General features: G+C 67.3%; 29 protein-coding genes, 1 tRNA gene and 1 pseudogene. 21 read left to right on the top strand and 10 right to left on the bottom strand.

Going from position 1 to position 25,688, the window contains the following annotated elements:
* Nucleotides 1-73 precede the first annotated feature (73 nt).
* On the top strand, nucleotides 74-1,072 hold the full coding sequence (gene glk / locus FNZ56_RS02260) for a glucokinase (RefSeq protein ID WP_143878292.1): 999 nt from the start codon (nucleotides 74-76) through the stop codon (nucleotides 1,070-1,072).
* A gap of 131 nt (nucleotides 1,073-1,203) precedes the next feature.
* On the opposite strand, the gene FNZ56_RS02255 is transcribed toward glk, so the two are convergent.
* Nucleotides 1,204-1,443, bottom strand: coding sequence for a BolA family protein (locus tag FNZ56_RS02255; RefSeq protein WP_143880237.1), 240 nt, complete (start codon nucleotides 1,441-1,443; stop codon nucleotides 1,204-1,206).
* Nucleotides 1,444-1,496: 53 nt separating this feature from the next.
* Nucleotides 1,497-1,796 carry a YciI family protein gene (locus FNZ56_RS02250; RefSeq protein ID WP_143878291.1) on the bottom strand — a complete coding sequence of 100 codons (300 nt, stop codon included), beginning with the start codon at nucleotides 1,794-1,796 and terminating at the stop codon, nucleotides 1,497-1,499.
* 292 nt (nucleotides 1,797-2,088) lie between these two features.
* On the opposite strand from FNZ56_RS02250, the gene FNZ56_RS02245 reads away from it, so the two are divergent.
* The 4 genes and pseudogenes from FNZ56_RS02245 (at nucleotide 2,089) to FNZ56_RS02230 (ending at nucleotide 6,630) form a co-directional block, all read left to right on the top strand.
* Complete coding sequence (locus FNZ56_RS02245; RefSeq protein ID WP_143878290.1) at nucleotides 2,089-2,991, top strand: segregation and condensation protein A; 903 nt, start codon at nucleotides 2,089-2,091, stop codon at nucleotides 2,989-2,991.
* A 98-nt stretch (nucleotides 2,992-3,089) separates the two neighbouring features.
* Nucleotides 3,090-3,800, top strand: a pseudogene (gene scpB, locus FNZ56_RS02240) (SMC-Scp complex subunit ScpB); the annotation flags it as partial.
* 22 nt (nucleotides 3,801-3,822) lie between these two features.
* On the top strand, nucleotides 3,823-5,445 hold the full coding sequence (locus FNZ56_RS02235) for a pseudouridine synthase (protein ID WP_143878289.1): 1,623 nt from the start codon (nucleotides 3,823-3,825) through the stop codon (nucleotides 5,443-5,445).
* A 90-nt stretch (nucleotides 5,446-5,535) separates the two neighbouring features.
* A complete protein-coding gene (locus tag FNZ56_RS02230; protein ID WP_143878288.1) occupies nucleotides 5,536-6,630 on the top strand; it encodes an NAD(P)/FAD-dependent oxidoreductase in 1,095 nt (364 codons plus the stop codon).
* Between the two features lie 4 nt (nucleotides 6,631-6,634).
* Here the strand turns inward: FNZ56_RS02230 and FNZ56_RS02225 are convergent, their stop codons facing one another.
* Genes FNZ56_RS02225 through FNZ56_RS02215 form a run of 3 tightly spaced genes read right to left on the bottom strand, consistent with a single transcriptional unit; the run spans nucleotide 6,635 to nucleotide 8,903 of the window.
* On the bottom strand, nucleotides 6,635-7,435 hold the full coding sequence (locus FNZ56_RS02225) for an amidohydrolase (protein ID WP_143880236.1): 801 nt from the start codon (nucleotides 7,433-7,435) through the stop codon (nucleotides 6,635-6,637).
* Nucleotides 7,436-7,440: 5 nt separating this feature from the next.
* Nucleotides 7,441-7,740, bottom strand: coding sequence for a hypothetical protein (locus FNZ56_RS02220; RefSeq protein WP_143878287.1), 300 nt, complete (start codon nucleotides 7,738-7,740; stop codon nucleotides 7,441-7,443).
* Nucleotides 7,741-7,754: 14 nt separating this feature from the next.
* A complete protein-coding gene (locus tag FNZ56_RS02215; RefSeq protein ID WP_143878286.1) occupies nucleotides 7,755-8,903 on the bottom strand; it encodes a pyridoxal phosphate-dependent aminotransferase in 1,149 nt (382 codons plus the stop codon).
* A 91-nt stretch (nucleotides 8,904-8,994) separates the two neighbouring features.
* Here FNZ56_RS02215 and FNZ56_RS02210 point away from each other — a divergent pair, with 91 nt between their 5' ends.
* The 14 genes from FNZ56_RS02210 to FNZ56_RS02145 all read left to right on the top strand — a co-directional run bounded on the left by FNZ56_RS02210 (nucleotide 8,995) and on the right by FNZ56_RS02145 (nucleotide 19,805).
* Nucleotides 8,995-9,459 carry a DUF3293 domain-containing protein gene (locus FNZ56_RS02210; RefSeq protein WP_185970770.1) on the top strand — a complete coding sequence of 155 codons (465 nt, stop codon included), beginning with the start codon at nucleotides 8,995-8,997 and terminating at the stop codon, nucleotides 9,457-9,459.
* 32 nt (nucleotides 9,460-9,491) lie between these two features.
* Nucleotides 9,492-10,151, top strand: coding sequence for a heme ABC exporter ATP-binding protein CcmA (gene ccmA, locus FNZ56_RS02205; protein WP_143878284.1), 660 nt, complete (start codon nucleotides 9,492-9,494; stop codon nucleotides 10,149-10,151).
* Nucleotides 10,148-10,831 carry a heme exporter protein CcmB gene (gene ccmB / locus FNZ56_RS02200; RefSeq protein WP_143878283.1) on the top strand — a complete coding sequence of 228 codons (684 nt, stop codon included), beginning with the start codon at nucleotides 10,148-10,150 and terminating at the stop codon, nucleotides 10,829-10,831. The genes ccmA and ccmB overlap by 4 nt, the downstream gene beginning before the upstream one ends.
* Nucleotides 10,832-10,871: 40 nt before the next feature.
* The gene (ccmC, locus tag FNZ56_RS02195) at nucleotides 10,872-11,621 is read left to right on the top strand and encodes a heme ABC transporter permease CcmC (RefSeq protein ID WP_143878282.1); all 750 of its coding nucleotides are present in this window, start codon (nucleotides 10,872-10,874) and stop codon (nucleotides 11,619-11,621) included.
* Complete coding sequence (ccmD, locus tag FNZ56_RS02190) at nucleotides 11,618-11,779, top strand: heme exporter protein CcmD (protein WP_143878281.1); 162 nt, start codon at nucleotides 11,618-11,620, stop codon at nucleotides 11,777-11,779. Before ccmC ends, ccmD begins: the two co-directional genes overlap by 4 nt.
* Nucleotides 11,776-12,231, top strand: a complete 456-nt coding sequence (ccmE, locus tag FNZ56_RS02185) for a cytochrome c maturation protein CcmE (protein WP_143878280.1) — start codon at nucleotides 11,776-11,778, stop codon at nucleotides 12,229-12,231. The genes ccmD and ccmE overlap by 4 nt, the downstream gene beginning before the upstream one ends.
* Nucleotides 12,231-14,165, top strand: a complete 1,935-nt coding sequence (locus FNZ56_RS02180) for a heme lyase CcmF/NrfE family subunit (protein ID WP_143878279.1) — start codon at nucleotides 12,231-12,233, stop codon at nucleotides 14,163-14,165. The genes ccmE and FNZ56_RS02180 overlap by 1 nt, the downstream gene beginning before the upstream one ends.
* The gene (locus FNZ56_RS02175) at nucleotides 14,162-14,707 is read left to right on the top strand and encodes a DsbE family thiol:disulfide interchange protein (protein WP_143878278.1); all 546 of its coding nucleotides are present in this window, start codon (nucleotides 14,162-14,164) and stop codon (nucleotides 14,705-14,707) included. The genes FNZ56_RS02180 and FNZ56_RS02175 overlap by 4 nt, the downstream gene beginning before the upstream one ends.
* The gene (locus tag FNZ56_RS02170; RefSeq protein WP_143878277.1) at nucleotides 14,704-15,135 is read left to right on the top strand and encodes a cytochrome c-type biogenesis protein; all 432 of its coding nucleotides are present in this window, start codon (nucleotides 14,704-14,706) and stop codon (nucleotides 15,133-15,135) included. The genes FNZ56_RS02175 and FNZ56_RS02170 overlap by 4 nt, the downstream gene beginning before the upstream one ends.
* Nucleotides 15,135-16,127: a tetratricopeptide repeat protein gene (locus tag FNZ56_RS02165; RefSeq protein WP_143878276.1), complete on the top strand. Its 993-nt coding sequence runs from the start codon at nucleotides 15,135-15,137 to the stop codon at nucleotides 16,125-16,127. Before FNZ56_RS02170 ends, FNZ56_RS02165 begins: the two co-directional genes overlap by 1 nt.
* A 127-nt stretch (nucleotides 16,128-16,254) precedes the next feature.
* Entirely contained in the window at nucleotides 16,255-17,382 is a 1,128-nt protein-coding gene (gene metX, locus FNZ56_RS02160; protein ID WP_143878275.1) for a homoserine O-acetyltransferase MetX, read from the top strand.
* A gap of 9 nt (nucleotides 17,383-17,391) precedes the next feature.
* A complete protein-coding gene (locus FNZ56_RS02155; protein WP_143878274.1) occupies nucleotides 17,392-17,991 on the top strand; it encodes a cysteine dioxygenase family protein in 600 nt (199 codons plus the stop codon).
* Nucleotides 17,992-18,069: 78 nt separating this feature from the next.
* The gene (locus FNZ56_RS02150) at nucleotides 18,070-19,617 is read left to right on the top strand and encodes a choice-of-anchor Q domain-containing protein (RefSeq protein WP_143878273.1); all 1,548 of its coding nucleotides are present in this window, start codon (nucleotides 18,070-18,072) and stop codon (nucleotides 19,615-19,617) included.
* A 101-nt stretch (nucleotides 19,618-19,718) separates the two neighbouring features.
* Nucleotides 19,719-19,805: transfer RNA gene (locus FNZ56_RS02145), tRNA-Leu, on the top strand.
* Nucleotides 19,806-20,071: 266 nt separating this feature from the next.
* Here the strand turns inward: FNZ56_RS02145 and FNZ56_RS02140 are convergent.
* From FNZ56_RS02140 to FNZ56_RS02120, 5 genes are all read right to left on the bottom strand, one after another.
* The gene (locus FNZ56_RS02140) at nucleotides 20,072-20,479 is read right to left on the bottom strand and encodes a hypothetical protein (protein WP_143878272.1); all 408 of its coding nucleotides are present in this window, start codon (nucleotides 20,477-20,479) and stop codon (nucleotides 20,072-20,074) included.
* A gap of 35 nt (nucleotides 20,480-20,514) precedes the next feature.
* Nucleotides 20,515-20,673, bottom strand: coding sequence for a PspC domain-containing protein (locus FNZ56_RS02135; RefSeq protein WP_246064768.1), 159 nt, complete (start codon nucleotides 20,671-20,673; stop codon nucleotides 20,515-20,517).
* Between the two features lie 38 nt (nucleotides 20,674-20,711).
* A complete protein-coding gene (locus tag FNZ56_RS02130; RefSeq protein WP_143878270.1) occupies nucleotides 20,712-21,776 on the bottom strand; it encodes a class III poly(R)-hydroxyalkanoic acid synthase subunit PhaC in 1,065 nt (354 codons plus the stop codon).
* Nucleotides 21,773-22,855 (bottom strand): class III poly(R)-hydroxyalkanoic acid synthase subunit PhaE, encoded by a 1,083-nt coding sequence (gene phaE / locus FNZ56_RS02125; protein ID WP_143878269.1) that lies wholly within the window; start codon nucleotides 22,853-22,855, stop codon nucleotides 21,773-21,775. Before phaE ends, FNZ56_RS02130 begins: the two co-directional genes overlap by 4 nt.
* Before the next feature lie 62 nt (nucleotides 22,856-22,917).
* A complete protein-coding gene (locus FNZ56_RS02120; protein WP_143878268.1) occupies nucleotides 22,918-23,535 on the bottom strand; it encodes a CDP-alcohol phosphatidyltransferase family protein in 618 nt (205 codons plus the stop codon).
* Nucleotides 23,536-23,621: 86 nt separating this feature from the next.
* Between FNZ56_RS02120 and FNZ56_RS02115 the strand changes: the two genes are divergently transcribed.
* On the top strand, nucleotides 23,622-24,389 hold the full coding sequence (locus FNZ56_RS02115) for a 3-hydroxybutyrate dehydrogenase (protein WP_143878267.1): 768 nt from the start codon (nucleotides 23,622-23,624) through the stop codon (nucleotides 24,387-24,389).
* On the top strand, nucleotides 24,386-25,660 hold the full coding sequence (locus FNZ56_RS02110) for a hypothetical protein (protein WP_143878266.1): 1,275 nt from the start codon (nucleotides 24,386-24,388) through the stop codon (nucleotides 25,658-25,660). Before FNZ56_RS02115 ends, FNZ56_RS02110 begins: the two co-directional genes overlap by 4 nt.
* The last annotated feature ends 28 nt before the right edge of the window (nucleotides 25,661-25,688 follow it).

The raw sequence follows: 25,688 nt of genomic DNA, 5'->3' as shown, positions 1-25,688 counted from the left end.
GCAGGCGTCGGGCGTGGCCGGACTCCCATTCCCGGGGCCGGGGAACGCCCCGGCGAAAGGTTAGGATGCGGCGATGGATGCATCCCACGTCCTGCTCGCCGACATCGGCGGCACCAATGCGCGTTTCGCCTTGGCCGAGGCCACCGCGCCGGCGCCGCTGGTCGCGGGCAGCGCGCGCGAATACGCCGTCGCCGATTTTCCTTCCCTGGCCGACGCAGCGCGCACCTACCTCGAGGCCGCGGGCGCAAAGTCGCATGCCATGGTCGCAGCGGTCGCCGGGCGCATCGATGGCGACGAAGCGCGCATCACCAACTTCCCCTGGGTGATCTCGATCCGCCGCACCCGCCAGGCGCTCGGACTCGAACGCATGCGCCTGGTCAACGATTTCACCGCGCAATCGATGGCGGTGCTGGCGCTGCAGCCGGACCAGGTAGCGGCGATCGGCCCGACCCAGTGGAGCGGGCGCCGCGGCGAACGCGGCAACGCGCGCACCTTCGCCGTGATCGGCCCCGGCACCGGGCTGGGCGTCGGCGGCCTGCTGATCCGCGAAGGCCGACCGTATCCGCTCGCCACCGAAGGCGGCCACGTCGACTTCGCCCCGGGCACGCCGGAGGAAATCGCCATCCTGCAGCAGCTCGCCCAGGAGTTCGGCCGCGTCTCGATCGAGCGCCTGGTCTCCGGCATGGGCCTGGTGAACCTGCATCGCGCGCTGAGCCGCATCGCCGGCATCGACCCGGGTCCGATGGAACCGCGCGACGTCAGCGAACGCGCCGCGCAAGGCGATCCGTTGTGCATGCGCGCGGTGGACGTGTTCTGCGCGGCGTTCGGCGCGATCGCCGGCGACCTCGTGCTGACGCTCGGCGCGTGGGATGGCGTATTCCTTTCCGGCGGGCTGGTGCCGAAGTTGCTGCCGACGCTGCAGCATTCGGGTTTCCGCCAGCGCTTCGAGCACAAGGGCCGTTTTTCCCCGGCGATGGCGCAGGTGCCGACGCTGGCGGTGATGCATCCGCAACCGGGCCTGCTCGGCTGCGCGGTGATCGCGGTCGCCGAGGCCGCGGGTACGCCGATGTGAATCAAGATCGCCGCAACGGCAAGACATGCGGCGGGGATTGCGAGACCGGAATCAGCTCGATGAACGCGCGGATGGGTTCGCAGTGAAAAACAACCAGGATCGATAGGTTGGGGTGACGGTGATTCGACGAATCACATTGCCTCGGCCCGGATCGCCAGCGCGTGGATGTCGGTCTGCATCATCTCGCCCAGCGCGGCATAGACCGCGCGGTGGCGCGCGACCGGCGACATGCCGGTGAACGCGGCGCTGACGATATGCACCGAAAAATGCCCGTGGCCCTGCGCGCCACCGGAATGGCCGGCGTGCTTGTGGCTGTCGTCGGCAATTTCAAGCAAAGCGGGCGCGAACGCGGCTTCAAGCAGCGCGCGCATGCGTTCGATCCGTTCCGGGTTGAGCCGCGGGATGTCGGCGGCGGTATGGCCGCTCACGGCAGCACTTGCTTGAACGGGCGAACGTCCACCCGCGTGTAGACCCCGGCTTCGATGTAGGGATCGGCGTCGGCCCAGGCGCGGGCCGCTTCCAGCGATTCGAACTCGGCGATCACGATGCTGCCGCTGAACCCCGCCGGGCCCGGATTCTCGGCATCGATGGCCGGGCACGGGCCGGCCAGCAGCAGGCGCCCGGCATCGAGCAGGGCCTGCAGCCGCGCCAGGTGCGCACCGCGCGCGCCGAGCCGCCGTTCCAGCACGCCTTCCCCGTCATGCCCTTCGATCGCGTACCACATCGGCTTCGGACTCCATGAACCGCGGACCGGCATTGTAGGCGGGCCGCTGGACACACCCGACCCGACCCCGTAACCTTCGTCCATCGTTTCGAGGCCGGAGCCGGCCCGCGGTGCGAAACCTGCACCCCGCCGCCCCGCCATCCGCGCAAACCACCGCCACGCCGCCGGCCTTCCCCACGGCCGGGTCCGCATGCGGTAGTGCGCAAACCGCGATCCGCAACACCGCAATGCCCGCCCACGCCCGTGCGTGCGCTTTTGGCGAGACCGAGTGGCCCGGAGGGGGCCGCCCCGCATGACCGCAGACCCCGCGCAAGACGCGACCCAGCACAATTCCGCGAACCAACCGCAGCAGCAGGAGATGCCGCTGGCGATGGTGCTCGGCCAGCCGGTCGTGGAGATCCCGAAGGACCTGTACATCCCGCCGGACGCGCTGGAAGTCATCCTCGAGGCGTTCGAAGGCCCGCTCGACCTGCTGCTGTACCTGATCCGCCGGCAGAACCTGGACATCCTCGACATCCCGGTGGCGGAGATCACCCGCCAGTACGTCGACTACATCCAGGCCATGCACGAGATGCGCTTCGAGCTGGCCGCCGAGTACCTGGTGATGGCCGCGATCCTGGCCGAGATCAAGTCGCGGATGCTGCTGCCGCGTCCTGCGAGCGAGGACGGCGAGGAAGACGATCCACGCGCCGAGCTGGTCCGTCGCCTGCAGGAGTACGAACGCTTCAAGAAGGCCGCCGAGGACCTCGATACCCTGCCCCGCCAGGACCGCGACACCAGCACCGCCGCCGCCTTCGTGCCCGACCGCGCGACGCAGCGCCTGCCGCCGCCGGTGGACATCCGCGAGATGCTGCTGGCGCTGCACGAGGTGCTCAAGCGCGCCGACCTGTACACCCAGCACGCGATCAAGCGCGACGCGCTCAGCGTGCGCCAGCGCATGGGCGACCTGCTCGCGCGCCTCGCCGACGGCAAGTTCCAGCGCTTCGAATCGCTGTTCGAACCGCGCGAAGGCCGCCTCGGCGTGGTGGTGACCTTCCTCGCCATCCTCGAACTGGCGAAGGAGCAACTGCTCGACATCGTGCAGGAAGCGCCTTCCGCCCCGATCTACCTGAAGTCGCTGGCGGCGAACAACACCAACGAACCGCTGCAGTTCTCCAGCGAATTCGACGACAGCGACGCCGCGAACGACGAGTAAGCAGTCATCCTGAGCGTAGCGAAGGACCTGCTTTTCCAACGCATAACAAAGGCAAAAACCAGATCCTTCGCCTTCGGCTCAGGACGACAACCGAAAATATGGACCAACAACTCATCACCCGAATCGTCGAGGCCGCGTTGCTCGCGGCCAGCCAGCCGTTGACGATCACCCAGCTGCACGCGCTGTTCCTCGGCGACGCGCTGGAAGAACAGGTTTCGGCGGGCGAAATCGACACCGCGCTGCAGGAACTGCAGGCCGCCTGCGCCGAACGCGGCGTGGAACTGGTGGAAGTCGCCAGCGGCTGGCGCTTCCAGGTCAAGGCCGACGTGCATCCATGGGTCGCGCGGCTGTGGGCCGAACGCCAGACCAAGTACACCCGCGCCACGCTGGAAACGCTGGCGCTGATCGCCTACCGCCAGCCGATCACCCGCGGCGAGATCGAGCAGATCCGCGGCGTCGCGGTGAACAGCAACATCATCAAGGCGCTGGAGGAACGCGAGTGGATCCGCGTGGTCGGCCACCGCGACGTGCCCGGCCGGCCGGAACTGCTCGGCACCACCCGCGGCTTCCTCGACTACTTCGGCCTGCAGCGCCTCGACCAGCTGCCGCCGCTGTCCGAACTGAAGGATTTCGGCGAACTCGAACCGCAGCTCGCGCTGGGCGATGTCGCCATCGCCGCATCGGTTGCCGACGACAACAATTCCGAGACCGATTCGAACATCGATCCCGATTCCAACGACGCGGATGCCGACGCATCCGAAGATATTCCCCAACACGACGATGGCGAGGACGAAGCGGATTCCGCCGCGACCTCGTCGGAGCATGACGAAAATGAGTAACACCCCGAAACGCCCGCTGTCGCTCAAGCGCGACGCGAATCCCGCCGAATCGAGCAAGCTCGAGGAACGCCTGCACAAGGTGCTCGCGCAGGCCGGGCTCGGCTCGCGCCGCGCGCTGGAACAGCGCATCGCCGACGGCATGGTCAAGGTCAACGGCGAAGTCGCGCGCACCGGCATGAGCGTGAAGAGCGGCGACAAGGTCGAACTCGACGGCCGCAGCTTCGTCGCCAGCGCGCTGACCGAGCCCGCGCGCGTGCTGATGTACAACAAGCCCGAAGGCGAAGTGACCACGCGCGAGGATCCCGAGGGCCGGCCGACGATCTTCGAGGCCCTGCCCGTGCTCAAGGGCGCGCGCTGGATCGCGATCGGTCGCCTCGACATCAACACCACCGGCCTGCTGCTGCTCACCACCGACGGCGAACTGGCCAACGCGATGATGCACCCCTCGCGCGAAGTCGAGCGCGAATACGTCTGCCGGGTGCGTCCGCCGGAAGGCGAAAGCGAAGTGAGCGACAAGATCGTCGATCGCCTGCGCCGCGGCGTCGCGCTGGAAGACGGCCCGGCGAAGTTCGACGCCATCGAACGCATCGGCGGCAACGAAGACGGTTCGCACGACTGGTTCCGCGTGCTGCTCAAGGAAGGCCGCAACCGCGAAGTGCGCCGGCTGTGGGAATCGCAGGGCTGCCAGGTTTCGCGCCTCAAGCGCTCGCGCTACGGCAGCGTCGAATTGCCCGCTCCGCTGCTGCGCGGCCAGGCGCAGGAACTCTCGGCCGAACGCGTGGAAACCCTGCGCCGGGAATTCGACCTCGAACAGGGACCGCCGCCGGCGTTGACCCTGCAACCGGTGGTCGGCCAGCGCCGTGCGTCCAAGTCCACGGTGCATGTCGGCAGCGAACGCCGGCAGCAGGGCTACGTCAACGGCCACAACGCCGCCGACGAAGGCCGCGAGCTGCGCCGCTTCGACCATGTGCGCGAAGACCGCGGCCGTCGCGGCCCGCGCAAGCCGCACGGCGGATTGACCGTCAGCGGCGAACAGGCCGCGAAGCAGTCGCAGAAGCCGTTCAAGCAGCGCAAGGACAAGCATTCGCGCGCGTTGCCGGAAGGCAATCCCGCCGCGTTCCGCAGCTGGTACGTGCCCGACGGCGTCGACACCGGCCCCAGCGGGCATCGCAATGCCGGCGAACGCGGGCCGAAGAAGCGCTTCGGCGGCAACAAGCCGCAACAACGCGGACCGGGTGGCGGTGGATTCGGCGGCGAACAGCAACGCGGTCAGCGCCGCGAAGGCCCGCGTCACGAAGGCAACTTCGGTGGCGGCGAAGGTCGCCCGCAACGCCAGGCAAAACCCTACGGACATCCCGGCAATGCGCCGAGTTTCCCGTCCGACCACGCGCACGGCGGCGGTTTTAATCCCTACGGAACGCACGGCGACCAGAAGCGTCCGCGCGGCCCGCGCCCCGATGGCCAGCGTCCGGGCGGACAACGACCCGGTGCTCCGCGTCCCGGCGGCAATCGACCATTCAACGCAGCATCGCCTCCGGGGGCGCGCCCGCGCGGCCCGCGTCCAGGCGGAAACCGTGGCCCGCGTGGTGGTGGAAACCACGGCGGACAGCGCTGAGGATTGAAGCGCGCGTCATCCGACTCGCGCTTCACCCCCGCCACACCGTTCCAACGCAATCCGCTCACGCGGCGCCGGCACGCTGCCGGCATGCGAGAACACTGGGACCTGGTCGTCGTCGGCGCGAGTTTCGCCGGCGCGGCCTGCGCGCTGGCCGCGCGCGAATACGGGCTGCGTGTCTGCGTGCTGGAACGCAAGCGCGATCCCGGCATCAAGCTGCACACCACCGGCATCATCGTGCGCGAAGCCGCGGAAGGCACCTGGCTTTCGCGCCTGCCGCCGCACCTCATCCATCGCGTCGAAGGCGTACGCCTGCATGCACCAAACCTGCGCTGCATGCGCCTGTCGCGCCCGGATTACTACTTCCTCGCCACCGACACGCCCGGCGTGATGCGCTGGCTGGCCGGCGAATTGCACGATGCCGGCGCCGAACTGCGCCTGGCCATGCCGTTCCAGCATGCCGAACGCGAGGGCGATGGCTGGAACGTGCGCGATGCTGGCTTCGCGCGTTTCCTGGTCGGTGCCGATGGCGCGAAATCGCGCGTGGCCGAACGCGCCGGGCTTGGCCGCGTCCGCGATTTCCTCTACGGCGTGGAACATGAATTCGACGGAATGCGACTCGCGCATGCCGACGCCCTGCACTGCTTCCTGTCGAAGCGCTTCGCACCGGGCTACATCGGTTGGGCGCTGCAGGCTCCGACCGGCGTGCAGGTCGGATTGGCGGCGCGTTATCGCGGCACGCATACGCCGATGCCGGATGCCGAAGCCTTCCTGCGCCACGTCGCGCCTTGCATCGGCATCGACGCGGAGCGAAAACCGGATGCGGTGCGCGCGGGCCTGGTGCCCTGCGGCGGGCCGATAGCACGCATCGCCGCGAATGGCGCGATCCTCACCGGCGATGCCGCCGGCATCGTTTCACCGCTGACGGCAGGCGGCATCCATTCGGCGTGGAAGCACGGCTGGACGGTAGGCGAAGCCATCGCCCGGCATCTGCGCCACGGCGGGCCATCGCCGGAGCTAGTCGCGCAGCAAGCCATGCCGCGTTATCGGACTAAGCGGTTTCTACGACAAGCGTTCGACGCGTTGCAGATGGACTGGCCGTTCGACCTGCTGATCGGCACCCCGCCGTTGCGCTGGGCGGCGGAGCGCGTGTATTTTAATCGCGGGCGCAACGGCCCCCACTGATCTTTCAATCCTTCAGCGCGAACGCGTCGCCATCCAGCATCGCCGGGAATTTCGCGCGGTGCTCGACCAGCGGCGCGGCCTGCAGCAGCATGGTCGAGACCACTTCCTCGTCGGCGGCCTCGCTGAGCGGATGGCCGAGGAAATCGATGGCCGCGCTGTCGCCGCTGTAATGCAGGCCGAGACCGTCGGTGCCGACGCGATTGACGCCGACGACGTAGCTCAGGTTCTCGATGGCGCGTGCACGCAGCAATGTTTTCCATGGATAGCTGCGCGCAGACGGCCAGTTGGCGACGTACAGCGCGAGGTCGTAGTCCGGCAATCCGGGGCGTTCGACGTTGAAGCGGTTGCGCGAGAACACCGGGAAACGCAGGTCGTAGCAGACCTGCAGCAGGATGCGCCAGCCGCGCCATTCGACGCTGACGCGGTCGTGGCCGGCGGCGTAGCGCTCGTGTTCCCTGGCGAACGAGAACAGGTGGCGCTTGTCGTAATGCGCGAGGTTGCCGTCGGGCGTCGCGAACAGCATGCGGTTGAACACTCCGGCCTCGGTACGCAGTTGCACGCTGCCGGTGACGGCAGCATTCAGCTTGGCCGCCTGTTCGCGGATCCAGGCGACGGTCGGGCCGTCCATGGTTTCGGCGTTGCCGATGGCTTCGTTCGAGAATCCGCTGGTGAAGGTTTCCGGTAGCACGATCAGGTCTGTGATGCCGTGCAACGGCGCGATCAGTTCGCCATAGTAATCGCGGTTCCCGGCCGGATCGTGCCAGCGGGTTTCGCCCTGGACGAGAGAGACGCGAAGGTTGTGCATCGTGGTCATGCTTCTTCCGAATCCTTCATGAGCCAAGTTTTGCAGGCAAGCAAAGCATCGTCGAAAGTCTCGAATTTCGATTTCGAGATGAAGTCGTCATCCGGAAATCCTTTCCAGAATTCCACAACAAGGTCCCCGTCCACACGACGCAAATCGATCGAATGAACCATTTTTACGCCAACCGCGAACAGAAGGGGGAATCTCCACTCCCATTCACGATCCCACTGGACGCGCGAGGTATGACAAATCGGGCGCAGCACATCAGCCAGCCGCTCCAGTTCCGACGCATCATCGACTGCGGACATCATTTGCGCGGACCTTACAATTTCTGCAAGCGCTCGATCGCCGCATCCAGCGTCGCCTCGTTCTTGGCGAAGCACAGCCGCACCAGGCGTTGCCCGGCCGGCGGGGTTTCGTAGAACGGCGACAGCGGGATCGCGGTGACGCCCTTCTCGACCGTGAGCCAGCGGCAGAACTCCACGTCGTCCAGATCGCTCACGGCCGAATAATCGACAAGCTGGAAATAACCGCCCGGCACTGGCAACGGCTTCAGCTTCGTGGTCAGCAACTGCTCGCGGAAACGGTCGCGCTTGGCCTCGTAGAACGCACCGAGCTGTTCGTAGTGTTCCGGCTCATCGCGGATCATCTCGGCGAAGGCGTGCTGCGCCGGGTTGAAGGTGCAGAACACGTTGTACTGGTGGACCTTGCGGAATTCGGCCGACAGCGCCGGCGGCGCGATGCAGTAGCCGACCTTCCAGCCGGTGCAGTGGTAGGTCTTGCCGAAACTGGAAATCACGAACGCGCGCTCGCGCAGTTCCGGGTAACGCAAGGCGGATTCGTGGCGCGCTCCGTCGAACACGATATGTTCGTAGACCTCGTCGCTGAGCAGGATGATGTCGGTGCCGTCGAGAATCGCGGCGACTTCGCGCATGTCCGCGTCCGACAGCATCGCGCCCGAGGGATTGTGCGGGCTGTTGATCATCAGCATGCGCGTTTTCGGCGTGATCGCCGCGCGCACCGCGTTCCAGTCAGGTGCGAACGTGGCCGGATCCAGTGCGACGTGCACCGCCTTCGCCCCGGCCAGGTCGATGGCCGGTTCGTAGCAGTCGTAGCAGGGGTCGAGCACGATGACTTCTTCGCCGGCATGGACCACAGCGTGGATGGCGTCGAAGATCGCCTCGGTCGCGCCGCTGGTGACGGTGATTTCGCTGTCGGCGTTCGGTTTCCAGCCGTAGACGCGTTCGGTCTTCTCCGCGATGGCCTGCCGCAGCGCCGGGACGCCGGTCATCATCGCGTACTGGTTGTGGCCGGCGCGCATCGCGCGTTCGAGCGATTCGACCAGGCGTCCCGGCACCGGGAAATCCGGAAATCCCTGGCCGAGGTTCACCGCGCCGTGCTCGGCGGCGAGCTGCGACATCACGGTGAAGATGGTGGTGCCGACTTTCGGCAGCTTGGTTTCGATCTGCACGCGACGGTCCGGTGTCGTGGGGAACCCGAGTTTACGCGCAGCCCGTGGCCGCTTGCCGTCGACGCGATGCCGGCCCCAGACTGCGCGGCGCATGCCGTTGCAACTGCTCGATGCCGAAGCGCTGGCCTCGGCCTACCGCGCCGCCCGCTATGTCGCGGCCACGCCGGCGGGCGCCCTTGCCGTCGCCGTGGGCGCGCCCGTCCCGGCGCTGGAAGCGGCGATCGAAGCGGATTCCTTCGCCTTCATCACCGCATGGAACCCCGCCTCGCGGCCGCGCGACGAGGATGCGAACCGCAATGCCGACCTAGCGCTGGTGGCGCAGCTGGGCATGCTGGAATCGCGCCGCTGGCCGATGCGCGCGTCCGCGCCCGACGGAGACTGGGGCGAACCCGGCTGGTTGCTCGCCGGCATCGATCCCGAATCGCTCGACCGCCTCGCCCGCGCCTTCGGGCAGGCCGGCACCCTGTTCTGGCGCCGCGGCGAACCGGTGCGCTTGCGGATGGTGCTGCCGAAACCGCCCGGCTCGCGGTGCGATGCGACCGACTGGCTAGAATGAGCGCCCGGCCGCCCTTCCGGCCCGCGCCCGCCATGCCCGAATCCCACGCCGCCAATCCCGCGCTGCTGTCCGTGCGCGGCCTCTTCTTCGCCCGCGACGAACAGCCGGTGTTCGGCCCGCTGGCGTTCGAGGTCGAGCCCGGCGAGGCCCTGCTGGTGCAGGGCGACAACGGCGCCGGCAAGACCACGCTGTTGCGGGTGCTGGCCGGGCTGCTGCGTGCCGACGCCGGCGAGGTAGGCATCGCCGGCAGCCACGCCGACCATCGCGCGCGCAGCAGGCATGTCGCCTACCTCGGCCATTCGCCGGCGCTGAAGGCCGATCTTTCCGCCGAACAGAACCTGCGGTTCCTCTGCGGCCTGCATGGATCCCGCCCCGAACGCGACATCAGCCAATCGCTGGCGCGGGTCGGCCTCGCCGGCCATGACGATGCGCTGGCGCGGCAGCTTTCCGCGGGGCAGAAGAAGCGGCTGTCGTTGGCGCGGCTGTGGCTGTCGCCGGCGCCGCTGTGGCTGCTGGACGAGCCCTACGCCAACCTCGACCTCGATGGCATCGCGCTGGTGAACGCGCTGGTGAGCGAACACCTCGCCGAAGGCGGTGCGGCGCTGGTCACCACCCACGGTGCCTATGCCGCGCCGCCGGTGCGCACGCGGATGCTGCAACTCTCGAACCCGAACGCGGCGGCGCGCACATGAGCACGCCCGGACTGCGCGCCAGTGCCCGTGCCCTGCTCGCGCGCGACCTGCGCCTGGTCTGGCGCCGTCGCGGGGATGCGCTGCAGCCAGCGCTGTTCGCGTTGCTGGTGGTGGTGCTGTTCGCGCTGGCCGCCGGCGGCGAACGCGAGGCATTGGCGAAACATGCGGCGGCGGTGCTGTGGCTGGCGGTGCTGCTGGCCGGGCTGCTCGCGCTGGATAGCCTGTTTCGCGGCGATGCCGAGGACGGTTCGCTCGAACAATGGCTGCTCGCGCCAGTGCCGCTGTCGTGGCTGGTGCTGGTGCGCGTGTTCGGCCACTGGCTGACGACCTCGCTGCCGCTGCTGGTCGCGGTGCCGTTCCTCGGCGAATTGCTGTTCCTGCCGCATGCGCAATTGCCGGTGCTGATGTTGTCGTTGCTGCTCGGAACGCCGCTGCTGGGCCTGCTCGGGGCCGTGGTCGCCGCGTTGACCGTGGGCATGCGCCGCGCCGGCATCCTGGTCGCGCTGCTGGCGCTGCCGCTGTACGTGCCGGTGCTGGTGTTCGGCGCCGGCAGCGTGGCCGCGGCGGCGCAGGGGCTGGACGCAGGCGGCGCGCTGCTCTTGCTGGGCGCGGGATTGGCCGCTGCCACCGTTCTCGCGCCACTGGCGGCTGCGGCAGCCTTGCGCATCGCCCATAATTGACACCTTGTCGCCGCAGCCCGACGGGCTGCCCGAAGAACGCATGAATCCGGTCCTACGCTGGTTCCACCAACTCGGTTCCCCGCCCTACTTCGACCGCTTCGCCGCGCGCTGGGCGCCGTGGGCGTACGGGCTGGGCATGCTCGCGATGGCCTGGGGCATCTATGGCGCGCTGTTCCAGGTACCGGCCGACTACCAGCAGGGCGACAGCTTCCGCATCCTCTACATCCACGTGCCCTGCGCGTGGATGAGCATGGCCGTGTTCGCGTTGATGGCGCTGTACGCGGCGATCGCGCTGGTGTGGCGGATCAAGCTCTGCGAGATCCTCGCCATGGCCTGCGCCGCGCCCGGTGCCGCGTTCACCGCGGCCACGCTCGCCACCGGTTCGATCTGGGGCAAGCCGATGTGGGGAACGTGGTGGGACTGGGATCCGCGCCTGACCACGGAGCTGATTTTGCTGTTCCTCTATCTCGGCGTGATCGGCCTGTACCACGCCATCGACGACCGCAGGCAAGCAGCGCGCGCGGCCGGGCTTCTCGCGGTGGTCGGCGTGGTGCTGCTGCCGGTGATCCATTACTCGGTGACGTGGTGGAATTCGCTGCACCAGGGCCAGACGATCTCGTTGTTCGGCGAATCGCACATGGACCCGAGCATGCTGCCGCCGTTGTGGTGGATGGTGCTCGGCACCCACCTGTGGTTCGTCGGTTCGCTGCTGGCGCGCGCGCGCGCCGACAACCTGCGCCGCGAAGCCGGCAAGGACTGGGCGGCGCAAGTCGCGGGAGCCGGATCGTGAGCTATCGCAATTACGTCATTGCCGCGTATGCGGTGTTCGCGGTCATGCTGCTGTGGGATTTCCTCGCGCCGAAGTTGCAGTTGTCGCAGGCCTTGCGCGCGATCCGCCTGCAACGCCGGCGCGACGTAGCGAAGCGCAAACCCGGGGCGAACGCATGAACCCGGTCCGTCGCCGCCGGTTGTTGCTGGTCGTGCTGGCCGTGATCGCAGCCGGCATCGCCATTGCGCTGGCCGCACTGGCACTGCAGCGCAACGTCACTTATCTCTACACGCCATCGGAAGTGCTGCGTGGCGAAACCAGCCAATCGTCGCGCTTTCGCCTGGGTGGTGTCGTCTGCGAAAAAAGCTTCGTGCGTGCACCGGGCAGCCTGGAGGCCACGTTTCGCATCACTGATCGCGCGGATTTCCTGCAAGTGAACTATGCCGGCATCCTTCCCGACTTGTTCCGGGAAGGCCAGAGCGTCATCGCGACCGGACATATGGACGGCAATGTGTTCGTGGCTGAGGACGTACTCGCCAAGCACGACGAGACCTACATGCCCAAGGAAGTCGCCGAGAAAATGGCCCAGGCGAAAGCTCGTCCGCACAGCGCTGGCTGCGGTACGCACTGATGCTGGGCGAACTCGGGCATTTCGCGCTGGTGCTGGCGTTGCTGGTGGTGCTGCTGCAGGCAGCATTGCCGCTGCTCGGCGCGTGGCGCGGCAACGCAGTCTGGATGTCGGTGGCGCGGCCCGCGGCCTACGCGCAACTCGCGCTGGTGGGCATCGCGTTCGCGGTGCTGACCTGGGCGTTCGTCGCACAGGACCGTTCGTTCGAATACGTCGCGCAGAACAGCAATTCGCTGCTGCCGATGGTGTACCGCTTCACCGCGGTCTGGGGTGCGCACGAGGGCTCGCTGCTGCTGTGGCTGCTGGTGCTCGCGTTGTGGACCGCCGCGGTGGCGCGCTTCTCTCGCAGCCTGCCGCAGGATGTCGTCGCGCGCGTCCTCGGCGTGCTCGGCATCGTGTCGCTGGGCTTCCTCGCGCTGTTGCTGTTCACCAGCGATCCGTTCGAACGCCTGCTGCCGATGCCGGCCGAAGGCGCGGACCTCAATCCGCTGCTGCAGGACCCAGGCATGGTGATCCATCCGCCGATGCTCTACCTCGGCTACGTCGGTTTCGCGGTGCCGTTCGCGTTCGCCATTGCCGCCCTGCTCGACCGCCGCATCGACGCGCGCTGGGTGCGCTGGACGCGGCCGTGGACCAACGCGGCCTGGGGTTTCCTGACGCTGGGCATCGCGCTCGGCAGCGCATGGGCCTACTACGAACTCGGCTGGGGCGGCTGGTGGTTCTGGGATCCGGTCGAGAACGCGAGCTTCATGCCGTGGCTGGCCGGCGCGGCGTTGCTGCATTCGCAGGCGGTGACCGAGAAGCGCGGCAGCTTCGGCCACTGGACGCTGCTGCTCGCCATCGCCGCGTTCTCGCTGTCGCTGCTCGGCACCTTCCTCGTGCGTTCGGGCGCGATCACCAGCGTGCACGCGTTCGCCGCCGATCCGACCCGCGGCGTGTTCATCCTCGTCTACCTGGGCATCGTGATCGGTGGATCGCTGCTGCTGTTCGCGTTGCGCGCCACCGGCACCGATGGCGAGGGCAAGCCCTTTGCAGCCTATTCGCGTGAAACCCTGCTGCTGGCGAACAACCTACTGCTGTGCGCAGCCTGCGCGATGGTGCTGCTCGGCACCCTGTACCCGATGCTCGCGGACGCGCTGGACCTCGGCAAGATTTCGGTCGGCCCGCCCTACTTCTCGCTGCTGTTCATCCTGCTGATGGCGCCGCTGGTGGCGCTGCTGCCATTCGGTCCGTTGACGAAGTGGCAGCGCGAACAGGGATCCCGCGTGTTCGCGATGCTGCTGCCGTGGCTCGTGTTCGCGATTGTTGCCGCTGCGATCGCGTGGTGGTTCGCGCCGCAAGGCAAGGGTCGGGTGGTACTCGGCATCGCTGGTGCGGCGTGGGTGCTCGCGGGCACGCTGCGTTTCGTGTGGTCGCGATTCAATGCCGATGGTCGCCGCTTCACCACCGAGATGATCGGCATGTCGCTGGCGCATTGCGGCATCGCCCTGTTCCTCGCCGGCGCGTTGCTCACGGACGCATTGAGCCAGCAGCGCGAAGTCGCGCTCAAGCCGGGACAGACCGTGCAGCTCGGCCGCGAATGCTACGAATTCGCCGGCGCGCAGCGCCGCAACGGCCCGAATTACGTCGCCGACATCGGTACAGTGAATGTCATTCACTATTGCTCCGACCGCATTGCCACGCTGCATCCGGAAAAGCGCAGCTACGCCTCCGGTGGCCAGGTGATGACCGAAGCCGCGATCGACGGCGGCCTGTTCCGCGACCGCTACGTCGCGCTCGGCGAACCACTGGGCGACGGCAGTTGGGCGGTGCGCGTACACAGCAAGCCGTTCGTGCGCTTCGTCTGGCTGGGCGCGCTGCTGATGGCGCTGGGCGCGTTCGTCACCGCGGCCGACAGGCGCTTCCGCCGCGATCCGGCGCGCACGGAGGCCGGATGAAACTCTCGCGCTGGCTGCCACTGGCGATTTTCCTCGCGCTCGCGCTGCTGCTCGCCGCTGGCGTGTGGATGAGCCGCCAGCCCGATCGCGACGTGCTTCCATCGACATTGATCGGCAAACCCGCACCGGATTTCGCGCTGCCATCGTTGCACGAACCGCGACGCACCGTGACCTTGCGGCAACTGCGCGGCCAACCGTTCGTGCTCAACGTCTGGGGCAGCTGGTGTCCGACCTGCCGCGACGAGCACCCGGTGCTGACGCGCTTCGCCGACACACGGCGCGTGCGTGTCATCGGCATCGACTGGAAGGACGAACGCGCAGACGCACTGCGATGGCTGGAACGGTTCGGCAATCCGTACTGGCTGGTGCTGGCCGATCCGGAGGGCCGCACGGTGATCGATTTCGGCGTCGCCGCGGCACCGGAAACCTTCCTCGTCGATGCCGACGGCGTCGTGCGCTGGAAGAAATCCGGCGCGCTGACGGACGACGACATCGCGAACGGACTCGTTCCGGCGCTGGACCAGCTCGAGGGCCGGCGATGAATCGCTTGCTGCTCGCCATGTTGCTCTCGTTCGCATCGATGCTCGCGCTCGCGCAGGTCGCGGATCCGGCACCGCTGCAATTCCGCGATCGCGTGGAGGAAACGCGCTTCCATGCACTGGTAAGCGAACTGCGCTGCGTGATGTGCCAGAACCAGTCGCTCGCCGATTCCAACGCGATGGTCGCGCAGGACCTGCGCCGCGAAGTACTCGAACTGATGCACCAGGGCAGGACCGACGCGCAGATCGAGGATTACCTCGTCGCGCGCTACGGCGAATTCGTGCTGTACAAACCGCGGGTGGAAGCCAGCACCTGGCTGCTGTGGTTCGGACCGGCACTGGTGCTGCTGGCCGGCGCCGCCGTGGTCATGGCCATCGTTCGCCGTCGTTCGCGCGCGGCGGTCGCGAACGACGAAACGCAGGAGTGGTGATGCCCGCCTTCGTCGCCATCGCCGCCCTGCTCGTCGTCGCCACGCTCGCCCTGGTACTGGCGCCGTTGTGGCGCACGCAGCGTGGCCTCGCGGTCTCGCTGGCCGTACTCGTCGCCGGCGCGGCCATCGGTTTGTATGCGTTGCTCGGTACGCCGGCGGCGCTCGATCCGGCGCTGCGCGAAGCGCCGCAAACCGTCGACGACGCGATCGAACGCCTGCAGGCGGAACTGCAACGCAACCCGATGCAGGCCGACGGCTGGCGCCTGCTCGGCCACGCGCTCGCCGACCAGGGCAAGCTCGATGCGTCGCGCGATGCCTTCGCGCGCGCGGCGACGCTGCGCCCGGACGATCCCGACGTGCTCGCCGAAGCCGCGGAAGCGCGCGCCAAGGCCGCTCCGCAACACCGTTTCGACCCACAGGCGGTGGCGATGCTCGAACATGCATTGCAACGCGATCCCAAGCACCAGCGTTCGCGCTGGTTCCTCGGCATCGCCAAGCGCCAGTCCGGCGATGCGGCCGGGGCCGCGACGACGTGGGAGCCGCTGCTCGCCGAAGTGGACGCGAACACCGCCGCCGCGTTGCGCCCGCAACTCGATGCGGCGCGCAAGGATGCGGGCCTGCCGCCGTTGCCGACGCCTGCGCCGACAGCGGGCGCGCTCGCGGTCGCGGTGAAGCTCGATCCCGACTTCGCCTCGCGCGTGCGCCTGCGCGGCGACGCGCAGGTGTTCGTGATCGCGCGCGAGCCCGGCGGCGCGCCGATGCCGGTCGCGGTCGAGAAGCACGCGCTGTCCGAATTGCCCTTCACCGCCACCCTCGACGACGGCGACAGCCCGATGCCGACGCGCAAGCTTTCGCAGCTGCATGAAGTCGAGCTGATCGCGCGGCTTTCGGCCAGCGGCAACGCGATGCCGCAGGAAGGCGACGTCGAATCCGCGCCGGTGCGGGTGGCGCTGCCGGCGAAGGCACCGGTGGAGCTGGTGATCGGCAAATAATCGTCATCCCGGCGCAAGCCGGGACCCAGCTCTTGCTCTGTGTTCCAAGAAAGTCAAAATCAAAACTGGATACACAGACATTGGTCTGTGAAAAGATGCCCGCTTTCGCGGGAACGACGATCAGGAAATGACCGAATTCATCCCCGCCAACGCGCGCTTCGTCGACCTGCCCTCGCCGTTCCCGATGAAACGCGGCGGCGCGCTGCACGGCGCGCGCATGGCCTACGACACCTGGGGCACGCTCAACGCCGCGCGCGACAACGCGGTGCTGGTCCTCACCGGCCTGTCGCCCGATGCGCATGCGGCCGCGAACGAAGCGAATCCCGAGCCGGGCTGGTGGGAAGCGATGGTCGGGCCGGGCAAGCCCATCGACAGCGAACGCTGGTTCGTGGTCTGCGTCAACGCGCTCGGCAGTTGCAAGGGCTCGACCGGGCCCGCGTCTATCGATCCCGCGACCGGCCGCCCATATCGGCTCGATTTCCCCGAACTCTCGATCGAGGACGGCGCCGACGCCGCGGCCGTGGTGGTGCGCGCGCTCGGCATCGAACGCCTCGCCTGCGTGATCGGCAATTCGATGGGCGGCATGGCCGCGCTCGCCTTGCTGCAACGCCATCCCGGCATCGCGCGTTCGCTGGTCGACATCTCCGGCGCGGCGCGCGCATTGCCGTTCTCCATCGCCATCCGTTCGCTGCAGCGCGAGGCGATCCGCCTCGACCCGAAGTGGAACGGTGGCGACTACGACGACGATGCCTATCCCGAATCGGGCATGCGCATGGCGCGCAAGCTCGGCGTCATCACCTATCGCTCGGCGCTGGAGTGGGACGGCCGCTTCGGCCGCGTGCGGCTGGAGGACGAGCGCGAGGACGACGATCCGTTCGGCTTCGAATTTCAGGTCGAAAGCTACCTCGAGGGCCACGCGCGCCGCTTCGTACGCCGCTTCGACCCGAACAGCTACCTCTACCTCAGCCGTTCGATGGACTGGTTCGACCTCGGCGAGGGCCACGATGGGGACGTGCACGCCGGCCTGGCCGCGATCCGGGTCGAGCGCGCCCTCGCCATCGGCGTGCAGACCGACATCCTGTTCCCGCTGCAACAGCAGGAGGAAATCGCCGAAGGCCTGCGCGCGGGCGGTGCCAATGCGGCCTTCCTGCCCCTGCCCTCGCCGCAGGGCCACGACGCTTTCCTCGTCGACATCGAGCGCTTCGGTCCAGCCGTGTCCGGGTTCCTGAACGCCATGCGGGCGCCGGGGCGGTAGAATCGCGCCATGGACGCCGTCGATTCCTGTTGTCCCAGCGTCGATTTTCCCGGCCGCGACAAGCTCGTGGCCCGGCTCGACGAGGCTGTCGACCGCGGCGACCAGCATGCCGTCACCGCCGCGCTTCGCAATTGCCTGTGCGCGATGATCCGCGACCGCGACGTGCAGCTCCCCGATTGCGTGCACGAGCCCATCGTCGACCACTATGCCCGGCGCGAGCTCTATCGCAGCCCGCAGCGCGGTTACAGCGTGGTGGCGATGACCTGGGGCCCCGGCCAGGGTACGCCGCTGCACGACCATTCCGGGCTGTGGTGCGTGGAAGGCGTCTGGGACGGCGAACTCGAGATCGTCCAGTACGAATTGCTGGAACGCGACGGCGAACGCTTCCGCTTCCGCGCCGCCGGCGGCATCCACGCCGGCCCCGGCAGCGCCGGCAGCCTGATCCCGCCGCACGAGTTCCACACCATCCGCAACGCCAGCGAGGACGCGGTGGCGATTTCGCTGCACATCTACCAGGCGGCGATGGAGAACTGCACCAAGTTCCAGCCACGCGACGGCGAATGGTTCGAGCGCGAGAACTGCACGATGTGCACGGACGAGGTGGCCTGAGTCGGGAATCGTTGCCGTTGTTCCACTTGGGCGTTCCAACGAATGTGTCGTTGGGGGATTCCGCAGAGGAGGAATGGCATGAACGAGGTTTTCTCGGTACCGAATGGTCGGAACGGTTCGCTGGTGTTGTTGGTCGCATCCGCGCTCGCGTTGGGCGCCTTGCCTGCCGCCACGAGCATCGCGGCACCCCACGCTGGGACTCTCTCTACGACCTACACGGTCCAGAACTGCAATGGAAGCGGTACGGGAAGCCTGCGCGAAGCCGCGGGCCTTGCGGTCTCCGGCGACACCATCGATTTGAGCCAGCTCACCTGCAAAACGATCGCTACACGTTCGTCGGATGGCGGGCAGATCGTCCTCAAGGATGTCTCAATCCGAGGTCCCGGCCGGGATGTACTCACGATCAACGGAAGCTCAGGCACCCGCATCTTCTTCCATGACGGCACGGGCACGCTGACGATCGATGGCGTCACCCTTTCAAGCGGCTCGAAGAGGGGGGTGGATGGCGACAGCGATACGGGCGGCGGCTGCCTGTATTCGCTCGGCAATGTTTCGATCCTGCATTCGACCGTGCGCGATTGCGAGTACACCTTCATGAACGATCTGTCGAATCCCCCCGGTTCCGGCGGTGCGATTTACGTCAAGAACAAGCTCGCACTCGATGACGTCGTGGTCACGAACAACCGTGCCGTATCGATCGGCTGGCTCGGGGAAATAGGCGGATATGGTGGCGGAGTCTTCGCAAGATCCCTGGAAATCGCGAATTCGATCATCTCCGGCAATTACGCGGGCGGTGGCGGCGGCGGCATTTACAGCGCATCGAGCGCGGACGATGACATCGCCATCGTGAACTCCACGATCTCGGACAACTCCACAGACGGCGCCGGTGGCGGCATCTACTCGTACGGAAGGGACGTGGTCATCACCAGGTCGACCATTTCCGGGAATTCTGCCTTGGGTGGCATCGCCGACGGCGGCGGCGGGATCTATGCGCTGTTTTGCACGTCTTTTTGCCCTCCTGGCGACCCTAGGCCTTCCGGCTCGTCAGTGTCCCTGATCAACTCGACGGTATCCGGAAATTACGCGAGCGGTGGAACAGGTGGTGGCGTCTATAACGTTGGCGGCTTGTACATCGACAACTCCACGATCGTCAGGAATACATCGGACAAGCCGGGAGGCGGCGGAGCGGGGGTCTATTACGAATTCGTCGATCAAAGCGGCACCCCCACCCCCCCGGTGGTGAGCAACTCGATCATCGCGTTCAACACGTCCAGCGACAGCTTGAGTGTGGACATCGGCTCTTACCATCCTGGTTCTTTAACCGGAGGCAACAACCTCATCCTCACGGGCGATTGGACGAGAATGCCCAACGCGGTCCACGGCTGCCCGCAACTGTATCCACTCGGCAACTATGGAGGCCCCACCCAGACCCACGCATTGGCGCCGAACAGCCCGGCGATCGACAAGGGGGCCACCACCGATGAACCAACCGATCAACGCGGACTCGCGCGCGTGGTCGGCGCCGCGGCGGATGTCGGCGCCTACGAGCGGCAGAGGACCGCTCCGGCAAGCAGCCTGAGAACCATCGATGCGTCATTCGCGCGTTGCCGCACATCGGCTCGATGAAACGGCTTGTGTTGCCCGGGCACGCGCCCGGGCAGCCACGCCATGCATGCGGGAAACTGGCTTGGATTCGCCCCCTGCCTCCCGCATAATTCCCGGTCCGCGCCGGAGTGGCGGAATCGGTAGACGCAGCGGACTCAAAATCCGCCGCCCTTAAAAGCGTGTGGGTTCGAGTCCCACCTCCGGCACCAGGCCTTCGAAAGCCCGCAAACCATCGCGGGCTTTTTTCGTGACCGTCGCGCGTTCGCCTGCACCGAAAGGCCAAAGGCCCAGTCGGTACGGGTCACCCCGTTCCGGCTGAGCCTTTGTTGCCGAAGCGATTGCGGTCGTCTCGTCGATGACGTTGGGATCTTCGACTTGTCGAACGCTTTTTCTTCGACGATCCGACCTTACGCCCGCGCCCGTTAGCCTTTCGCTAAACGCCGCGCATTCAGCGCGACCGTTCGTCGGCACGGCATCAGGAATTCGACCACGGCCACCAACCGCGTCCGCTGGCGGCATAGCGGTCGGCCGCGCGTTCGAATGGATTCCGCACGCTGACGCCGCCGCAGACCAGGTACAGCGGCAGGAACAGCGGACCCAGCGCCATGTACTGGTAGACGTGCGCGCGCTCGTGGTCGGCGAGGACGATCGGCGGTTCCTCGCCATGGCCTGCGCGTTGCGCGTAGGTCACGCAATGCGTGTCCAGCGAATCGCCGGTATGCAGGATGCAGTTGCCGAGCGTGAGCGCGCCGCCCGGTCCCCACGGCCATTGGTGGAACACCACGGCCAAGTCGCGAGGGCGAACGTGCGCGTGCGCGCCGAAGGCGATGCCAACCGCGCCCGCGAGCAGGCCGAGCGCGGTGTTCGGCAGCGTCCACAGCATGCCGAGCCCGTGCAACGCGCGGCGCGCAACTGGATTCAGGCGCCTTCCTCCGGCATCAGCAGCCACAGGATCAGGTACACGAGGATGCCCGGGAACGCGGCCGAGGCGATCGACACCACCACGTAAACAACGCGCACCAGGGTCGAATTCCAGCCGAAACGCGCGGCGATGCCGCCGACCACGCCGGCGAACATGCGGTCGTTGCGCGAGCGCGAGAGCGTACGCGTCGCGTTCACCGCTTGCCGAGCCAGTCGTGGATGGTCTGCGGCACTTCGTGCTGGGCGCGGCCGGAAACGTAGATCCCGATGTGGCCGCCTCGGAACGAGAGCTCGGTGTAGTCCTCGGTGCCGACCAGCTCCTTCAGCGCCTTCGACGCCGCTGGCGGAACCAGGTGGTCCTGCTCGGCGAAGATGTTGAGCACCGGCATTTCCACCAGCCCGAGGTGCACCTCGCGACCGCCGATGTCGATGCCGCCGTTGACGAAGCCATTGCCCTGGTAGAACTGCTTGAGGAACTGGCGGAACGCCTCGCCGGCCTGGTCGGGCGAATCGAAGATCCACTTCTCCATGCGCAGGAAATCCTCGAGCGCCTTCTTGTCGTCGAGGATGTCGACCAGCCCCACGTACTTCTGCATGTTCAGGCGGAACGGCTTCAGCATCAGGTAGCAGTAGTTCATCAGGTCCGCGGGCACGTTGCCGAGCGTATCGACGAACAGGTCCACGTCCAGCGACTGCACCCAATTCGAGAGCATGTTGTCGTCGGTGTGGAAATCCACCGGCGTGACCATGGTGACGAGGTTGCGCACCTTGTCCGGGTTGAGCGAGGCGTAGCACAACGAGAACGCGCCGCCCTGGCAAATGCCGAGCAGGTTGATCGCGTCGAGGCCGAAGCGTTCGCGCAAATGATCCACCGCGCCGCCGAGGAATCGCTGGATGTAGTCCTCGAGCATGAGGAAGCGATCGGAACGATCCGGGTAGCCCCAGTCGAGCACGTACACATCCTGTCCGCGCGCGAGCAGCCCCTTGACCAGCGAACGGTCGGCCTGCAGGTCGACCATGTACGGGCGGTTGACCAGCGCGTAGGCGATCAGCATCGGCACCTTGGCCGTTGGCTTGGAATCGCCGACGAAGCGGTACAGCACCACCTTGCCGTCGCGCCACACCTCTTCGCGGCGGGTCGCGCCGTAGTCGATGTCCTCGACTTCGCGCAGGGTGTCGAGGCCGGCGGCGAGCTTGGCCTGCGCTTGCATCGCCTCCTCGGCCAGCGATTGCGGGGTGAACCCTAGCGGCCCGTTCATCGCTTGCCTCCCTGCTTCGATATCGTCGGCGGCGCGATGTCGGCGAACGCCTGCTTGCGCGCCGGTTTCTTCGATACGGCCGGCTTGGAAACAGATTGCTTCGCCGCAACGCTCCTCGAGGCCTTCTTCGGCGCCGGCTTCGGCGATGACTTCGCGGGCGACCTCGCCGGCTTCGACGCCCTGGGCACGGCGGCAGGAGGCGCCGACGACTGCGGCTTCGCATCGCGCATGCGCCGCAGCGCGCGTTCGAGTTCGGCGATCTTGCGATGCGCGGAATCGATTTCGGTACGGGTGGGCATGCCCAGCATCGCGCCGGCCAGTTCGACTTCCTTCTGCACGCCGGCGCGCAGGCGCATCTGCGCGTTGACCAGCGCGCCGTAGACCTCGCGGAACTCCGGCGACAGCGCGATGTCGGCGTAGGCTTCCTCCGCAGCGTCGATCCACAGGTCGAACAGTTCGCGCGCGGACTTGAGCTGGCGCCCCGGTTCCTCGCGTTCGGCCAGTTTCGATTCGAACAACTCGTAGGCGCGCTGCAGCGACTTCAGCATCAACGCGTTGTACGCGGCCTCGTGCTGCTGCAGCTCGAGTTGCGCCTGCGCCAGTTGCTGCAGGCGCTCCTGGTGTTCGCGGCCGAGCCCGAACGCCGGCATGCCGAGCCAGCCGCCGGCCTCGCGGCGCATGGCATCGAGCCAGGGCGAGGCGTCCTCGACCCACTGTTCCAGCCCGCGTGCGCCGTTGCCGCGCATGGCGCGGAACATCTCGGGGAAGGGGTTTTCGCCGGTCGCGCCGAGCGCGCGTTTCCACTCCGCGGCGATGTCCGCGGCGCCGGCGTCCTGCCCGGCGAAGTGCGCGGCGACCTGCTGCATCTGCCCGTACCAGTCGCGGGCCTGGCGGTTGAAGCGTTCGACCGCGTCGTTGGCTTCGGTGCGACCGCCATGCGCCAGCTTGCTCCACCAGTCCACCGCGTCCTTCCAGTCCGGCACGGCGGATGGCGCGGCCGGCGCGGCCGTGCGCAGGGCATCGCCCCATGCGGCCCAGTACTGCCGGGCGAGCGATTCGAAATCCGATGCTGCGGCCATGTTCCCTCCCGTGTTGCGGCCATGCTAGCGCCAGAGCCATGGCATCGCCATGACTCCACCGCTCAGGGTTTGGGAATGCGGATCGTCTTGCTGATCATCAGCGAACCGGACAACGCGTACACCAGCGCCAGCGGATGCAACAGCCACGGGCCGAGCTTGAACGCGCCGAACCACAGGTCCGGGCCGAGCCGGCCGGCATGCGCGGCGAGCGCGAGCAGGCCGACGATCAGCACGCTGCTCGGGATCGGCGTGCCCTCGAAATACTTCACCTTGCCCTCGTCGCCGGACAGGGATTCCGCGGTGACGTTGTAGCGCGCGAGGCGACTGACGCCGCAGCCGACGAAATAGCTCAGCAGCACCCAATCCCAGCCGCCCTGCAGGCCGCAGGCGTAGCCGAGCGCCGCCGGCGCCACGCCGAAGGAAATCACGTCGGCCAGCGAATCCAGTTCCCGCCCCAGCGTGGATGCGACCTTGCGCCAGCGCGCGATGCGCCCGTCGAGCGCGTCGAACACGAATGCCAGCGGGATCAGCACCATGCCCCAGAGCAGGTCGCGGACGTTGCCTTCCTGCAGGAAACGCATCGCCGCGAACACCGCGCCGGTGCCGCAGAACGCGTTCGCCAGCGTGAACCAGTCGGCCAGCTGGAAATCGCGCAGCATGCTGAAGTGGCGTTGTTTCATCGGCCGATCTCCCGGGAATCGGCGACAGCCTGCCAAATCCGGCGTGAAATCGGCAAACTGTGGGCGTTTCCCCACGCGACACGGCCATGACGACCCCACGCTGCATCCTGATCACCGGCGCCGCCAGCGGCATCGGCGCCGGCATCGCCACCGAACTCGCCGCCGCCGGCCACCACCTCGTCGTCACCGACGTGAACCTCGATGCCGCGGAAAGCGTCGCGGCCTCGATTCGAACCGCCGGCGGTTCTGCCGAAGCGTTGGCGCTGGACGTCACCTCCGACGACAGCGTCGCCGCCGCGCTGGCAGCGGTCTCGCACCCGGTCGATGTGCTGGTGAACAACGCCGGGCTGCAGCATGTCGCGCCGCTGGAGGAATTCCCGATCGCGAAATGGGACTTCCTGGTGCAGGTCATGTTGGTCGGCGTCGCGCGCCTGACCCGCGCGGTCCTGCCCGGCATGCGCGAACGCGGATTCGGTCGCATCGTCAACATCGGCTCGATCCACTCGCTGGTTGCCTCGCCGTACAAGAGCGCCTACGTCGCGGCCAAGCACGGCCTGCTCGGTTTTTCGAAAGTCCTCGCGCTGGAAACCGCCGGCACCGATATCACCATCAACACCATCTGCCCGACCTACGTGAAGACGCCGCTGGTCGACAAGCAGATCGCCGACCAGGCGCGTACCCGCGGCATCCCGGAAGCTCAGGTCGTTTCCGAAGTGATGCTGAAGCCGATGCCCAAGGGCGTGTTCATCACCTTCGAGGAACTGGCCGGGATCACGGCGTTCCTGATGTCGCCGGCCGCACGCAACATCACCGGCCACAGCATCGACGTCGACGGCGGCTGGACGGTGCAATGAGCGACGATCCGCACCGCCTGCCGCGCCACACCACCCCGACGTGGGAGGTGGAGCTGCTGATCTCCGGCGTCGCGGTGTTCGCGATGCTGCAGTTGCCGGGCTGGCTGGACGATCGCCTGTTCGGGTTGCTGCCGCGGCTGGGCGCGGACTGGGCCGAGCCGGTCACGCTGATCTACATCTACGCAAAGTCGGCGGCCATCATCCTGGCGATGACCTTCGCGCTGCACCTGTTGTTGCGGGCGCACTGGATCGCGCTGGTCGGCATGCATTCGATCTATCCCGATGGCGTGCGCTGGGAGCGATTACGCATGGGGCCCATCCAGCGGGAGATGGAACAGCAGCGCGCACCGAAAGCCGAAGTCGCCATCGAGCGCGCGGACAACCGGGCGACCACGGTCTTCGCCATCGGCGTGATGCTGGCAACCGTCCTGCTCTCGATCAGCCTGGTGCTCCTCGTCGGCTACACGCTCGGCATCACCGCGGCGCGCCAGATGGGCATCGATGTCGATCCGGCCAACCTCTTCGCCGGCATCGCCCTGCTGGTATTGCTGCCTTTCGCGCTGTCCAGCGCGATCGACCGCAGGTTCGGCGAACGCCTCGCGCCGAATGGCTGGTTCGCGCGAATACTGTCGGCCGTCATGTCGTTCTATTCGCGCATCGGCATGGGCCGCTGGTCGGGCCCGACGCGACTGGTTGCGAGCCATGAAGGCGAACGCGGACTCCTGTTCATCACGATCCTCGTCTTCGGCGTTGCAGTCAGCGGCGCGATCTACAGCATGAAGTTCCTCCAGGATCCGGAACGAACCGGCGACTACGCTGCGTTCCCCGCCTTCGCCGACGGCAGCCGTACCGTCGATGCCTCGCATTACGACGACCAGCGCGATGCGATGCACGATCAAATCGGCGCTTACATCCAGTCCGCGATCGTGGTCGGGCCCTACGTTCGCCTGACCGTGCCCTACGACCCGCAACGCGATACCGCCGCAATGCGCGGCTGCGCCATCGCCGCCGGAACCGACGATGCAAAGGCCACGGCGCGGTTCGACTGCCTGCAATCGCTGCATGGCGTGCAACTGGACGGAAAACCGTTGGCCGACCTTCGATACGAACTCGCCAGCGATCCGCGTACCGACCGCCCCGCGCTGCTCGCGATGATCGACGTGCGTGCGCTGGCGCCGGGCCGGCACGAACTGCAGGTCGCGCGTCCGCCGAAATCCGACGGGAAGCGCAAGGACGATCCGGGTTTCGACCGCATCCCGTTCTGGCGCTGAAACGGCCGCGATGGCGACATAAAATCGC

The sequence above is a fragment of the Lysobacter lycopersici genome (assembly GCF_007556775.1).
Taxonomy (GTDB): Bacteria; Pseudomonadota; Gammaproteobacteria; order Xanthomonadales; family Xanthomonadaceae; genus Pseudoluteimonas; species Pseudoluteimonas lycopersici.
Note: the sequence above shows the minus strand (reverse complement) of the source record. Positions and strands in the feature narration are given on the sequence as shown.

Coding starts and splice junctions, on each gene's coding strand:
- FNZ56_RS02210 (WP_185970770.1), top strand. CDS start 8,995: ATGCCGTTGCAACTGCTCGATGCCGAAGCGCTGGCCTCGGCCTACCGC.
- ccmA (WP_143878284.1), top strand. CDS start 9,492: ATGCCCGAATCCCACGCCGCCAATCCCGCGCTGCTGTCCGTGCGCGGC.
- FNZ56_RS02155 (WP_143878274.1), top strand. CDS start 17,392: ATGGACGCCGTCGATTCCTGTTGTCCCAGCGTCGATTTTCCCGGCCGC.
- FNZ56_RS02180 (WP_143878279.1), top strand. CDS start 12,231: ATGCTGGGCGAACTCGGGCATTTCGCGCTGGTGCTGGCGTTGCTGGTG.
- FNZ56_RS02175 (WP_143878278.1), top strand. CDS start 14,162: ATGAAACTCTCGCGCTGGCTGCCACTGGCGATTTTCCTCGCGCTCGCG.
- ccmC (WP_143878282.1), top strand. CDS start 10,872: ATGAATCCGGTCCTACGCTGGTTCCACCAACTCGGTTCCCCGCCCTAC.
- phaE (WP_143878269.1), bottom strand. CDS start 22,855: ATGGCCGCAGCATCGGATTTCGAATCGCTCGCCCGGCAGTACTGGGCC.
- FNZ56_RS02250 (WP_143878291.1), bottom strand. CDS start 1,796: ATGTGGTACGCGATCGAAGGGCATGACGGGGAAGGCGTGCTGGAACGG.
- metX (WP_143878275.1), top strand. CDS start 16,255: ATGACCGAATTCATCCCCGCCAACGCGCGCTTCGTCGACCTGCCCTCG.
- ccmE (WP_143878280.1), top strand. CDS start 11,776: ATGAACCCGGTCCGTCGCCGCCGGTTGTTGCTGGTCGTGCTGGCCGTG.
- FNZ56_RS02130 (WP_143878270.1), bottom strand. CDS start 21,776: ATGAACGGGCCGCTAGGGTTCACCCCGCAATCGCTGGCCGAGGAGGCG.
- FNZ56_RS02165 (WP_143878276.1), top strand. CDS start 15,135: ATGCCCGCCTTCGTCGCCATCGCCGCCCTGCTCGTCGTCGCCACGCTC.
- FNZ56_RS02220 (WP_143878287.1), bottom strand. CDS start 7,740: ATGTCCGCAGTCGATGATGCGTCGGAACTGGAGCGGCTGGCTGATGTG.
- FNZ56_RS02135 (WP_246064768.1), bottom strand. CDS start 20,673: ATGTTCGCCGGCGTGGTCGGCGGCATCGCCGCGCGTTTCGGCTGGAAT.
- FNZ56_RS02170 (WP_143878277.1), top strand. CDS start 14,704: ATGAATCGCTTGCTGCTCGCCATGTTGCTCTCGTTCGCATCGATGCTC.
- FNZ56_RS02230 (WP_143878288.1), top strand. CDS start 5,536: ATGCGAGAACACTGGGACCTGGTCGTCGTCGGCGCGAGTTTCGCCGGC.
- FNZ56_RS02235 (WP_143878289.1), top strand. CDS start 3,823: ATGAGTAACACCCCGAAACGCCCGCTGTCGCTCAAGCGCGACGCGAAT.
- FNZ56_RS02115 (WP_143878267.1), top strand. CDS start 23,622: ATGACGACCCCACGCTGCATCCTGATCACCGGCGCCGCCAGCGGCATC.
- FNZ56_RS02110 (WP_143878266.1), top strand. CDS start 24,386: ATGAGCGACGATCCGCACCGCCTGCCGCGCCACACCACCCCGACGTGG.
- ccmB (WP_143878283.1), top strand. CDS start 10,148: ATGAGCACGCCCGGACTGCGCGCCAGTGCCCGTGCCCTGCTCGCGCGC.
- glk (WP_143878292.1), top strand. CDS start 74: ATGGATGCATCCCACGTCCTGCTCGCCGACATCGGCGGCACCAATGCG.
- FNZ56_RS02150 (WP_143878273.1), top strand. CDS start 18,070: ATGAACGAGGTTTTCTCGGTACCGAATGGTCGGAACGGTTCGCTGGTG.
- FNZ56_RS02140 (WP_143878272.1), bottom strand. CDS start 20,479: ATGCTGTGGACGCTGCCGAACACCGCGCTCGGCCTGCTCGCGGGCGCG.
- FNZ56_RS02225 (WP_143880236.1), bottom strand. CDS start 7,435: ATGCACAACCTTCGCGTCTCTCTCGTCCAGGGCGAAACCCGCTGGCAC.
- FNZ56_RS02120 (WP_143878268.1), bottom strand. CDS start 23,535: ATGAAACAACGCCACTTCAGCATGCTGCGCGATTTCCAGCTGGCCGAC.
- FNZ56_RS02245 (WP_143878290.1), top strand. CDS start 2,089: ATGACCGCAGACCCCGCGCAAGACGCGACCCAGCACAATTCCGCGAAC.
- FNZ56_RS02255 (WP_143880237.1), bottom strand. CDS start 1,443: ATGCGCGCGCTGCTTGAAGCCGCGTTCGCGCCCGCTTTGCTTGAAATT.